Source organism: Bradyrhizobium sp. Ai1a-2 (assembly GCF_000426245.1).
Classification (GTDB): Bacteria; Pseudomonadota; Alphaproteobacteria; order Rhizobiales; family Xanthobacteraceae; genus Bradyrhizobium.
Genome location: NZ_AUEZ01000032.1, coordinates 82,210 through 94,268, shown reverse-complemented (window position 1 = coordinate 94,268; position 12,059 = coordinate 82,210). Strand labels below are relative to the sequence as shown.

11 protein-coding genes are annotated in these 12,059 nt (G+C 62.9%); 8 read left to right on the top strand and 3 right to left on the bottom strand.

The window, feature by feature from the left end; translation table 11 throughout:
- Window positions 1–729 precede the first annotated feature (729 nt).
- Window positions 730–978: a hypothetical protein gene (locus tag K288_RS0120905; protein WP_027581319.1), complete on the top strand. Its 249-nt coding sequence runs from the start codon at window positions 730–732 to the stop codon at window positions 976–978.
- A 4-nt stretch (window positions 979–982) separates the two neighbouring features.
- On the opposite strand, the gene K288_RS0120900 is transcribed toward K288_RS0120905, so the two are convergent.
- The gene (locus tag K288_RS0120900; protein ID WP_027581318.1) at window positions 983–2,428 is read right to left on the bottom strand and encodes an XRE family transcriptional regulator; all 1,446 of its coding nucleotides are present in this window, start codon (window positions 2,426–2,428) and stop codon (window positions 983–985) included.
- Between the two features lie 189 nt (window positions 2,429–2,617).
- Here K288_RS0120900 and K288_RS0120895 point away from each other — a divergent pair, with 189 nt between their 5' ends.
- The 3 genes from K288_RS0120895 (at window position 2,618) to K288_RS0120885 (ending at window position 5,264) form a co-directional block, all read left to right on the top strand.
- Window positions 2,618–4,255 (top strand): isocitrate lyase, encoded by a 1,638-nt coding sequence (locus tag K288_RS0120895; protein ID WP_027581317.1) that lies wholly within the window; start codon window positions 2,618–2,620, stop codon window positions 4,253–4,255.
- A 24-nt stretch (window positions 4,256–4,279) separates the two neighbouring features.
- The gene (locus K288_RS0120890) at window positions 4,280–4,489 is read left to right on the top strand and encodes a hypothetical protein (protein WP_027581316.1); all 210 of its coding nucleotides are present in this window, start codon (window positions 4,280–4,282) and stop codon (window positions 4,487–4,489) included.
- Window positions 4,490–4,706: 217 nt separating this feature from the next.
- Window positions 4,707–5,264, top strand: coding sequence for a hypothetical protein (locus K288_RS0120885; RefSeq protein WP_027581315.1), 558 nt, complete (start codon window positions 4,707–4,709; stop codon window positions 5,262–5,264).
- A 5-nt stretch (window positions 5,265–5,269) separates the two neighbouring features.
- Here K288_RS0120885 and K288_RS0120880 read toward each other — a convergent pair whose 3' ends face one another.
- Window positions 5,270–6,157 carry a metallophosphoesterase gene (locus K288_RS0120880; protein WP_027581314.1) on the bottom strand — a complete coding sequence of 296 codons (888 nt, stop codon included), beginning with the start codon at window positions 6,155–6,157 and terminating at the stop codon, window positions 5,270–5,272.
- A 145-nt stretch (window positions 6,158–6,302) separates the two neighbouring features.
- On the opposite strand from K288_RS0120880, the gene K288_RS0120875 reads away from it, so the two are divergent.
- Genes K288_RS0120875 through K288_RS0120860 form a run of 4 tightly spaced genes read left to right on the top strand, consistent with a single transcriptional unit; the run spans window position 6,303 to window position 9,520 of the window.
- Window positions 6,303–6,779, top strand: a complete 477-nt coding sequence (locus K288_RS0120875; RefSeq protein ID WP_043160335.1) for an NUDIX domain-containing protein — start codon at window positions 6,303–6,305, stop codon at window positions 6,777–6,779.
- A 57-nt stretch (window positions 6,780–6,836) separates the two neighbouring features.
- Window positions 6,837–7,982, top strand: a complete 1,146-nt coding sequence (locus K288_RS0120870) for a hypothetical protein (protein WP_027581312.1) — start codon at window positions 6,837–6,839, stop codon at window positions 7,980–7,982.
- Between the two features lie 41 nt (window positions 7,983–8,023).
- The gene (locus K288_RS0120865) at window positions 8,024–8,959 is read left to right on the top strand and encodes a glycosyltransferase family 2 protein (protein WP_027581311.1); all 936 of its coding nucleotides are present in this window, start codon (window positions 8,024–8,026) and stop codon (window positions 8,957–8,959) included.
- A gap of 48 nt (window positions 8,960–9,007) precedes the next feature.
- A complete protein-coding gene (locus K288_RS0120860; protein WP_027581310.1) occupies window positions 9,008–9,520 on the top strand; it encodes an N-acetyltransferase in 513 nt (170 codons plus the stop codon).
- Between the two features lie 153 nt (window positions 9,521–9,673).
- Here the strand turns inward: K288_RS0120860 and K288_RS0120855 are convergent, their stop codons facing one another.
- Window positions 9,674–12,055, bottom strand: a complete 2,382-nt coding sequence (locus tag K288_RS0120855) for a TonB-dependent receptor (RefSeq protein ID WP_027581309.1) — start codon at window positions 12,053–12,055, stop codon at window positions 9,674–9,676.
- Between the last annotated feature and the right edge of the window lie 4 nt (window positions 12,056–12,059).

The following is a 12,059-nucleotide window of genomic DNA, read 5'->3' as shown; positions in this document are numbered from 1 at the left end:
ACGACGAATGCATGAACCAGGCCGGCGAACGAGGGCGTCATGCAACGACGCCCCCCTTTTTCCAGGCGACGATCGCCAAATCGTCCCAGTCCAACCTCCATCGACATAAGACCTCCCTCCACAAGACCGCCTCTCATCAGGGAATCAGTCTTCGCCGATCTTCGCAACAAAGATGTGTGCATTAGATAGCCGGTCACCGGGGAGAGCACGAAGTAAGCCGTAACACCATCGCGCAGGGAAAGCCGGAATGCTTCGGTTGAACCTGTGGTCCTACCCCCGTGCTTTTTGTTGCACGGGACCCACGGGTGCAACCAGCACCCGGCTTTCCCTGCGCCCTCTGTTATCGCGGAGGGTGGAAAGTGAAGCAAACCTCGGGCATCTCATGCCGCGAGAACGCAAACGCACATCCTCTCACCAACTCCATCGTCATGCCCCGCGCAGGCGGGGCATCCAGTAACCCGCGGCTTCTCGGCTCAAGCGCTGTCGGCTCTGGAATACTGGATCGTCCGCCTTCGCGGACGATGACAGCGGCGCGCTGTTTGACAATTGAATCCGTCGTAGGATGGGTAGAGCGAAGCGAAACCCATCATCGTCCCGCTTGCTTCATCGCGATGGGTTTCGCTTCGCTCTACCCATCCCACGGGCCAATACGTGTTGTTTCGCCACGCTGGGGCCGTGATCGCTTCGCTATGATATCCGACGATCACGGAACGATCGAAGGCACTCAGCATGGATCAGTCGCGGCGAAAACTCATCCGCACGCTCCTCGGCAGCGCACCGGCCGCGTTCCTGTTGCGCGGGTCACAGGCGAACGCTGCGGAAAAGATGACGCTGCAGCAAGCCGCGTATCAGGACTCGCCGAACGGGATCTATAGCTGCGGCATGTGCACATTCTTCGAGGCACCGAAATCCTGCAAGGTTGTCGCTGGCGACATCAGCCGCGACGGCTGGTGCAAGGTATTTGCAGCGGTCGATTGATCCCTCACAACTCCCGCGCATTCGAAAACGCGAACGACGACACCCGGCGCGTGTTCTCGTCCAGGATCAGCGTGCGCGTGATCGGCGGCTCGGCGCGCTGGGCGCAGTTCTCGCGTTCGCAGAGGCGGCAGTTAACGCCGATCGGTGTGCCCTCGGCCTTCTCGAGGTCCATGCCGGCGGCGTAGACGAGGCGCGAGGCGTGCCGGATCTCGCAGCCCAGGCTGATCGCAAAGCGCGGCTGCGGCAGCGGGTGCGGCGCGATCGGTCGGCGCACCATCTGCGCGATCGAGAAGTAGCGCGTGCCGTCGGGCAGCTCGATCACCTGCTTGAGCAGCCGGTCCGGCGTATCGAAGGTCGAATGCACATTCCAGAGCGGGCAGGTGCCGCCGAATTTCGAGAACGGAAACGTGCCGGAGGAGAAGCGCTTGGACACGTTGCCGGCATTGTCGACCCGCAGCATGAAGAACGGCACGCCGCGCGCGTTCGGCCGCTGCAGCGTGGTCAGGCGATGACAGATCTGCTCGAAGCCGGCGTTGAAGCGCTGCGCCAGCACATGCACGTCATAGCTCAGCGCCTCGGCGGCGGCGAGGAAGGGCTGGTAGGGCATCATCACGGCGGCGGCGAAATAGTTCGCGAGCGTGATGCGGTAGAGCCGGCGCGCCGCATCGTCGAGCGGGCCGCCGCGGCCGACGATGGAATCGATGCTTGCGCCGCATTCGGCGAACCCGATCTGCAGTGCGAGCTGGAAGGTGCGGCTCGGTGTATCGACGAGCTCGGAAATCAGGAGCTGCCGGCGATGGCGGTCGAAGCGCCGCAGCGTCTCCTGCATCACGTCGACCGGCATGATCCGGGTCACGATCGAATGTTTTTCGCGCAAGCGCGCCGACAGCGCCGCGAACAGCCCGTCGGCGGCCACGTTCAATTCGTCGCGCAAATTTTCCGCCGCGGTCTCGAGTTCGGGGAAATAGTTCCGATTGGCCTCGATCAGGTCGCGCACGCGCTCGATCGGATTGGCCTCGAAGCGGGCGCCTTCGTTGCGGTCGGCCATCTGGGCGGCGACCAGGGTCTCGCCGCGGCGCGCCTCGGTATAGGCGGCGTAGAGCCGTTGCAGCGCGTGCGTCACGCCGGGGCAGAGTTCGGCGAGGTCGCGCAGTTCCTGCTTGGGAACATCGATCTGGCGGAACAAGGGGTCGGAGAAGATCTCGTTGAGCTCGGCAAAGAAGCGATCCTCGTCGGCGGTCGCGAGGTCGCGCAGGTCGAGGTCGTAGGTCTCGGCCAGGCGGAGCAGGATCTGGGCCGTCACCGGGCGCTGGTTGCGCTCGATCAGGTTGATATAGCTCGGGGAAATGCCGAGCCCCTCGGCGATCTGGGTCTGCGACAGCCCCAATTGCTGCCGGATCCGGCGGAATCGGGGGCCGACAAACAGCTTTTTACCGGGGTCGGCAGGCATGGCAGCGATCCTGACTATTTATTTACAAAGTTTACAAAATGACATTTCACACAGGAACAGATGTTACATGACATCACCATTCGAATGCAAGGTATCTGTACTAATTCAAGCGCTTCGCGTTTAGCTCCTGACACGCATTTCGCAATGCACTGTCAAGAATGTCGATTGGCGAAGACAAGGATCACGCATATGAACTACCAGCCACGTGGGATCAGCGACCAGGCTATCCAGGGACCGGCTTCCTATCTCAGCGAGATTGAAGCCGCCGAAGCGCTCCTCAAGACCAAGGAGACGTGGAACGGTGTGACCGCCGAAGCCGTGGCGCGCATGCGGCTGCAGAACCGCTTCAAGACCGGCCTCGACATCGCCCGCTACACCGCGGCGCTGATGCGCGCCGACATGGCCGCCTATGACGGCGACCCCACCAAGTACACCCAGTCGCTGGGTTGCTGGCACGGCTTCATCGCCCAGCAGAAGCTGATTTCGGTCAAGAAGCATTTCGGCACGACCGATCGCCGTTACCTGTACCTGTCCGGCTGGATGATCGCCGCGCTCCGCTCCGAGTTCGGACCGCTGCCCGACCAGTCGATGCACGAGAAGACCTCGGTGCCCGCCCTGATCGAGGAGCTCTACACCTTCCTGCGTCAAGCGGACTCGCGCGAGCTGAACGATATCTTCCGCGCGCTCGATGCCGCCCGCAAGGAAGGCGACAAGGCGAAGGAAAAGGCGCTGATCGAGAAGATCGACAACTTCCAGACCCACGTCGTGCCCGTCATCGCTGACATCGATGCCGGCTTCGGCAATGCCGAGGCGACCTATCTGCTCGCCAAGAAGATGATCGAGGCGGGCGCATGCGCCCTGCAGATCGAAAACCAGGTCTCGGACGAGAAGCAGTGCGGCCACCAGGATGGCAAGGTCACCGTGCCGCATGAGGTGTTCCTGGCGAAGATCCGTGCCTGCCGTCACGCGTTCCTTGAGTTGGGCGTCGAAGACGGCGTCGTCGTGACCCGCACCGACTCGCTCGGCGCCGGCCTCACGCAACAGATCGCCGTGAGCCACAAGCCCGGCGACATCGGCGACCAGTACAACAGCTTCCTGGATTGCGAGGAAGTGACGGCCGCCAACGCCCGGAACGGCGATGTCATCATCAACCAGAACGGCAAGATGATGCGTCCGAAGCGGCTGGCCAGCAATCTCTATCAGTTCCGCCCCGGCACCGGCGAAGACCGCTGCGTGCTCGACTGCATCACCTCGTTGCAGAACGGCGCCGACCTGCTGTGGATCGAGACCGAGAAGCCGCATATCGAGCAGATCGCCAAGATGGTCGATCGGATCCGCAAGGTGGTTCCGAACGCGAAGCTGGCCTACAACAACTCGCCGTCCTTCAACTGGACGCTCAACTTCCGTTGGCAGGTCTACGACGCGATGAAGGAAGCCGGCAAGGACGTCAGCAAGTATAACCGTGCCGAGCTGATGAAGGCGGAATACGACGACACGCCGCTGGCCCTTGAAGCCGACGAGCGCATCCGCACCTTCCAGGCCGATTCAGCCAAGCGTGCCGGCATCTTCCACCATCTGATCACGTTGCCGACCTATCACACAGCAGCTCTGTCGACTGACAATCTCGCGAGGGAATATTTCGGCGAGCAGGGCATGCTCGGGTATGTGAAGAATGTTCAGCGCCAGGAGATCCGTCAGGGCATCGCCTGCGTCAAGCATCAGAACATGGCCGGCTCCGATATCGGCGACGATCACAAGGAATATTTCGCCGGCGAGGCCGCTCTGAAGGCGGGCGGCGCCCACAATACGATGAACCAGTTCGGCTAACGGTGGAATGATCAGGAGACTATCATGACCAAAGGCAGCAATTTCTGGGTGATCGGCGGCGAGTTCGGTTCGATGAACTTCCACAAGCTCGTCGAAGGCTCGGCCCAGGTCAAAGGTCCGTTCAAGACCCGCAAGGAAGCGGAGGACTGCTGGCGCGAAGTGTCGGAAGAGAACCGCCACAAGGCCGGCGTGCGCTTCTCCATCGTGGAAGAGCCATCCCGCGTCCCGGCCTGACGGGCTGCTGCCGGCAGTCGGTGTTTGAAGAAAGCGTCCAAGGACGGACGGCCCCATCCGGATTTCCGGGTGGGGCTGTCTGATTTCGGGACGCCCGGTTTGATGCCCCTTGGGGATAAGTCGCGCGATAACCCCTTGGGAACCAACGGCCTTTGCGGACGTAGCGGTTACTGATAGGTTAATCCGCGTAGAACCCGTCAGGACGAGGCCGCAAGGGATGTCGGACGCCCACAATACCGGCAATGCCGCGAGTGATATGCGGCCGACGCTGCGCGAAGCGTTGCGCAAGGCGCGGATCGAGGCTGCCGACCGCACCGGCGTCGTCGTCGAACTGCGCGATGCCGAGGTCGCGCGGCTGGAGATCCTGAACGAGGCGCTCGATCCCTTGTTCGCGCAGGTGCCGGAAAAGGTCGACCTGTTCGATCGCGGCATCAGCCAGGGCGAGACGCCGCGGCTGTGGATCGATGTCGTTGCCCACATCGTGATGGGGCGCGACAAGCGGATCTACCGCTTCGTGCAGGACACCCGTTTCGGCCGCATCGTGCTCGCCGAATCGCACGATGCGCCCGTCATCGTCGATGCGGTCACCGACTATGTCGCCCGCCGCATGATCGAGCGCGAGCATGCGATGGTGGCGACGGCGAAGGTGGCGGAGCCCGTGGCCGCCGAGAAGCCACGCCGCCGCCGTGGGGTCGGGATGTTCGTGCTCGGCTTTATCCTCGGCGCACTCGCACTCTTTGCGCTGGCGCTGTTTGCGAGTCTGGGCAATCTCTAGCGGCGTCACACCAGACGCGTCTCGCTCAAACGCCCGACGCGCAGATCGTCGCCGATCCCGCGGACGACTTGCTCGCAGCGCCACGCATTGCCGTCGCGCTCGATCGAAAACAGATTGTACGCCGCCGCCGGATAATGATGGCGCGGCAGCGCCGAAGCCGACGGCACGCCGATCGCCGGGATCTTGCCGCTCGGCCCTTCAAACCACATCGTCGAGTGGATGTGGTCATGGCCGTGCAGGATCAATTCCACGCCGTATCGCTTGATGAGATCGAGCAGCTTGTGCGAGTCCGTCAACCGCTTGACGCGCGCATCCGAATGCAGGGGATGATGCACCAGCAGCACACGGAAGGCGCCTTCGGTCGACAACTCCGCCAGCATCCGCTCGAGTGCTGCGAGCTGCGCGTGGCCGAGCCATCCGGTCGCCATCAAGGGGGGCGTCGGCACCGCGGAGGATGTGCCGATCAAAGCCACCGGACCGCGCCGGCGCAGGAATGGAAACAGCGCGGCGCCATCGGCGCCATCGCCGCGCAGATAGTCGGCGAAGGTCATGGCGAAGCGATGCCGCGTCGCGCGCACATAGGCGTCGTGATTGCCGGGGACGACGGTCACGCGATCCGGCGGGCCGACGCTCTCAAGCCAGGCATGCGCCGGCTTGAACTCCGTCTCCAGCGCGAGGTTGACCAGATCGCCGGTAATCGCAATGTGATCCGGGTGTTGCCCGTGCAGATCCGCCACCAGCGCATCCAGCACCTCGCGGCGATGGTATTTGTGGCGGTTGCGGGTCCAGTTCAGATACCCGAAGGCGCGCTTGCCCGCGAGGTCGCGCAGCCGCGCCACCGGCAGCGGCGGCAGATGCGGATCGGACAGATGTGCCAACCGAAACGCCGCCATCATTCCGTCCCTGTTGGCCTGTCCGTGATATACAGCCGCGGCATGGTCATTCCCTGATGGTCCGCATTCTATTGGCAAGCGGGCGGCCTGCGCGCAAGGATCAAACGCCGTTGTCGTTCCAGTCGAGGTTTTCGTGACGATCCTGATGGATTTGCGCAGACGCTACGAGCGGCAGCTCAGGTGGGTGTTCCATCTCTATTTTCGGCTGGCCCGCGGCATGACGCTCGGCGTGCGCGGGGTCGTGCTCGATCACGAGAACAAGGTGTTCCTGGTCAAGCACACCTATGTCAGCGGCTGGCACCTGCCAGGCGGGGGTGTCGATGTCGGCGAGACGCTGACGGAAGCGCTGCGGCGGGAGCTCGAGGAGGAGGGGCGCATCGAGCTTGCCGGCGCCCCGGTGCTGCACGGCGTCTTCCTCAACAGCCACGTCTCCCGCCGCGACCATGTCGCGGTCTACGTCATCAGGCAATATCGTCAGGACCGCCCGCCGGAGCCGAACCATGAGATCGTGGATACCGGCTTTTTCGATCCGGCGGCATTGCCTGTGGACACCACGCCCGGCACCCGTCTACGGATCGCCGAAGTGCTGGATGGCGGGGTGCCGATCGCCACATGGCGCTAGCGACGGCTTGTGCTAGAAGAGCCGTCCTTAAAGATCGGACGCCGCGACAGGGACCGGATGAAACAATTGAAAACCGCCTTCGGCGTCGTGTTGCTGCTGATCCTGGTCAGCAACATCTGGACGATCTCGAAATGGAACGAAAGCCGCGGCGTCTATGATGACATCTGCTACCTCCGCCAGGCGCATCTGTTCCAGCGGTTCGGCATAAGCGGCCTGGACACCAACATCGCCAGGGATGACGACCGCTACATGCTGCGCAAGCTCCAGGAGATCAATTTCCCGGATCCCGGCGATCCCGCGCTTTTGCCGTGCCATACCTTCACAGCGGCGTTGAACAAGGTCGTGCTGCAATATCCGCCGGGCACGGGGTTCGTGCTCGCGCTGTTTCCGGCGGGCTTTCAAGTGATCCCGCTTTATGCCGCCGCCTCGATCGCGATTTTCGGGTTTGCGCTGCTTGGCCTGGCCCGCGCTGCCACGCGTTCCGCTGTCGTACTCGCCGGCGTGTTCGGCATCGTGGCGCTCTATTTGATGATCAATCCGACCAAGGCAAGCTATTCCGTGGCGCCGACCATGGTCGTCTGCGCACTGGCCGGCTTCCTGACCGTCCGGCTGTTTGCCAGTGCAGGCGTGCGTCGCATCCTGCTTGCCGCGGCGGTCGGCTTGTTGATCGGCCTTTCCGTCAATTTCCGTCTGCCTAACCTGTTTCTGTCGGCGGGTTATGCGGTGTTCTTCCTCATCGCCTTCTTGCGCGCACGGAACATGAACACCTTCGGGCAAGGCCTCGCGTTCGGCATCGCATTCCTGATCGGCATGGCGCCGACGCTGATCGCGAATGCGATCAATGCGGGAAGCCCGTTCTCGACCACCTATGGCGGTGTCGATGTGGCGTCACCCGAATTGAAAGGAGGCGTCCTGTTGCAATACGTGCGAGATGCACAATTCCCGCTGCTGCTGATTGCGATCGCCTGGGTGGCGGCGCTGTGGCGGTCCCGGGGGCGCGTCGCCACAAGGCAAATTGTCGCCGTGGTCGCGCTGAACCTCGTCATCAACCTGATCTTCTTCATAACCCATCCGGTCTTCACGCCCTATTACGTGATACCGATCGTCATGCTGTCCTTGTGGACGCTGCTGTTCGCGACTCTGGACCATTGGGCGCCGAAGCTCGCGGACGATGTTGGCTTGCCGCAAAAGGCGAGTGTCTGATGGCGAGCGATGATGTTACGGCTCGTTCGGCGACGGTGGCGATGACGGCTTCCGCTTTGCGCGTCGCGGTGCTTGTGCCGTGCTTCAACGAGGAAGCGGCGATCGGCACCGTGGTTACCGATTTTCGCGAGGCGCTGCCGCAGGCGCAGATCTTCGTCTATGACAACAACTCGCGCGACCGTACCGCCGAGATTGCGCGTGCTGCCGGTGCAGAGGTCCGCAGCGAGCGGCGCCAGGGCAAGGGACATGTGGTGCGGCGCATGTTCGCCGACGTCGACGCGGACATCTATGTCCTGGTCGATGGCGACGCGACCTATGACGCGCCGAGCGCCTCGCGCATGATCGAAATCCTGGTGAACGACCATCTCGACATGGTGGTCGGCGTCCGGATCGATCAATCCGAGGCTGCCTATAGAAGGGGCCACCGCACCGGCAACCGGATGCTGACCGGCTTCCTCTCCGTCGTGTTCGGCCACGCCTTTCGCGACATCCTGTCCGGTTACCGGGTGTTCTCGCGCCGCTTCGTCAAGTCCTTTCCGGTGCTGTCGGACGGTTTCGAGATCGAGACCGAGCTCAGCGTCCACGCGCTGGAATTGGCGTTGCCGGTCGGCGAGATCGAGACGCCCTATTATGCCCGCCCTGAGGGGTCCGTCAGCAAGCTGAATACCTGGAGTGACGGGTTTCGGATTCTCGGAACCATCCTGAGGCTCTATCGCTCGGAGAAGCCGCTGCGGTTTTTCACCGGCATCGGGGTGGTTCTCGCGCTGATCTCGATCGTGCTGGCGATCCCGATCATCATCACCTTCATCGACGAGGGTATCGTGCCGCGGCTGCCGACCGCGGTGCTGTCCACCGGCCTCATGATCGTGGCGATGCTGTCGGTCTCGTCGGGGCTGGTGCTTGACACCGTGACGCGCGGCCGCCGCGAGATGAAGCTGCTTGCCTATCTGTCCCAGCCGGCCAATAACAAGAAATGACGCGGGCGATGGACCGCGCTCGATCCAGGTGCTATCCCGCGCTTCACCATGAGTGATTTATCGCTGACCATCCTGCCCGAAACGCCGAATGACGCCCAGGCGATCGAGCGCCTGCACGAACGCACGTTCGGGCCCGGCCGCTTCGTGCTTAGCGCCTATCGGCTGCGCGAGCATGTCGAACATTTGCTCGATCTGTCCTTCACCGCGCGCATCGGCACGCTTCTGGTCGGTTCGGTCCGGCAACTACCTGTCATGATCGGCGACACGCCCGCATTGATGCTGGGCCCATTGACGGTGGAGCCGCCGTTCCGTGACCGCGGCGTCGGCCGCGCGCTGCTCGACCGTGCGCTCGCCGACGCCAAGGCCAAAGGGCACCGCCTCGTGATCCTGGTCGGCGACGAGCCATATTACAGCCGTGTCGGCTTCAAGGTGATCCCGAAGGGCAGGGCGACCATGCCCGGCCCGGTCGACTACAACCGCCTGCTGGTAGCCGAACTTGTGGAAGGCGCTTTCACCGACGTCTCCGGACCGATCGGCCCCGACTGGAGCAAGGCGCGGTAGGTGAGAGCGTTTTCGAGCGAAGTGGACACCGGTTCGCGTGAAGAAAACGCGTCAAAACAAGAATCCAGAGCTTCGGTTCTGATTCAATCAGAGCCGAAGCTCTAGGTACGCTCCTCCCTCTCCCGCAAGCCGCGGAAGAGGGAAGAGCGCGGCTCAGAACTTCAGGTTCGCAAAGGCCCTTACGCCGATGCCGGGCAGCAGCACCTGGTCCTTGGTATAGGACACGGAGTTGCGGATGTTCTCGTTGAGCAGGTTGTTGCCGACGAGACCGACCGTCATCTCGCGTGCGCCGAACCAGGACGGATCGAGCTTGGTGTTGTAGCTGACCTCCGCCTTCAGCAGGTTGTAGCCCGCGGTCGGTGTCTCCGCGATCGGCGCGACGTCGTTCTGTGCAAATGCGTGCAGCAGATTGACGCGCATGAACCAGTTGGTGTCGCGCCAATAGACGCCGCCGCCGAGGCGCATCGGAGGAATGCGGGGCACGTTGGTGCCGTCACTGAAAGTGGCGCGGACGATGTCGAACTGGTCCTCGATGCCCCAAATGCCGCCATGGAGCGGCCCGATGTCGAGCTGGCTCTGGAATTCGCCGCCGCGGAAGGTGGCGTTGCGCTGGGAATAGACCGCCTGGTTCAATTCGCCGTCGGGCGCGCCGCAGGAGTTGAAATCCTCGTCACACATCACGCCGGTGAGCCGGCGAAAGATGAAATTGTCGAAATGGGTGTAGTAGGCGGTCGCCTCGAAGCGAAATGGTCCGGTCGCCTTGCGCAGGCCGATCTCGACCGATTTCGCGGTCTCGATCGTCAGGTTGGGATTGCCGATATCGAAGGTGGCGGTAGCGTCGTGCGGGCCGCGCGAGAACAGTTCGGCTGGTTTCGGCGCGCGCTCGACATATTGCGCGGTGATGCTGCCGACGAGATCGTAGGGCAGGTTCTGGATCAACCCGATGCTGCCGCTCTTCGGCGTAAAGGACGGATTGCGCGCGATGTTGAACTGCGGATTGCCGTCCGGCAGGAAGTCGGGTGGAAAATTCGGCATCGAGCCATGTAGGTCGACATGCTCGATACGGCCGGCGATCTGGGCTTTCGTTGTCGCGGAAAACTGGAATTCGTTGAAGACGTAGCCGGCGACGCGGTTGTTGTTGTTCGGATTCCACAGCCCGTTGAACAGAGAGCCCGGATCGTCAGGGCTAGGGGCGGTCAGCTCCTGATGGCTTCCCTGCAGGCCGAACGCGGTAGTTACCGTCGCGAAGCGGGCGTTGAACGGCATCATCTGCACTTCGACGCGTGCTTCTTGCTCCTTGTTGGTGAAGGTCTGGCGTACGCCGTCGCTGAAGGGATCGGCTGGATCGGCCAGCCCAATCTCGTTGTGTCTGTAGTCGGTCGCGCCGGCCCAGAGACGGACTGCATCGATGGCCGCCGCATCGGGTCGGTATTCGCCCTTCATGGTGATTTTGGTCTGATGTGCGTCGATTCGGGTTTGATGGTCGGCGCCGTCGATGCCAGGGATGTCATAAAGTGAATCGTTTTGGGTAATTGCAGCGCCGATAAAACCGCCATTGAAAATATACGAGCCGCCGATCGAGGCACCGTCCGCCTGCATGGCCGAATTCGGCTGTCGGTAGTTCACCGGTCTCGAGTGGTCGAACAGGTAGGGATAGCTCGGGATGCCATAGTCGCCCGCCTTGCGACCAAAGGCATCGGCGTGGAACGCGAAATTGCCTGCGCCGGTATCGAGCAGGATGCCGCCGTCGACACCGCGATCCACGGAATTCACTGCTGTCCGCGTCTCGACGTTCATGCAAGGTGACGATGGCGCTGAAGTCAGCGGCGCCTTTGCCGGCAGTCCATAGGTTTGGAACGGCGGAGCCGCGCATGTGGGAAGGGCGTCCGGAATGCGGTTGTTGGTCGCGCTGACGACGCCACCGATCGAGGTCGAGCCATAGCGCATCGCTGCCGGACCGCGAATGACCTCGACCTGGTTGGTGGCAAGCGGATCGACCGGGACGAAATGGTCCTCACCGAGATCCGAGGCGCCGCCGGCGTTGTTGCCGTTCTCGACGATTCCAACACGATTGACGTCGAGTCCGCGGATGATCGGACGGCTGGAGGCGCCCGGCGCGAAGCTCGAACCCGTGATGCCGGGTTTGGAGAACAGGAGGTCGCCGAGCTGGGCGGTTCCCTCACGGCGAATTTCCTCGTTCGGCACCACGGTGACCGTTGCGAACTGGTCGGTCACGATGGGCAGCACCCCTTGCTGTGGCGCGGGCGGCGCGGCCGGCGCGGGCTGCGGCTGTTGCGCCACGCGCTCGCGATTGCGACCGGGCGTGCTGCGCGCGGCGCGAACTGGGGCGCGCGCCGGAGCAACGGCCCGGTGGCGCCGCACGATGGGACTCGGTGCCGTCACGTTGATCTCAGGCAGTTGCGTTGCCGGCGCTGATGCGGGGGCATCCTGAGCGATCGCGCCGCTGCCGAACGCGCACAGTACTAGCCAGCTTGCTCCACCGACGTGGAATGCTCTTTTTCTCTTGAATCCCATTTTC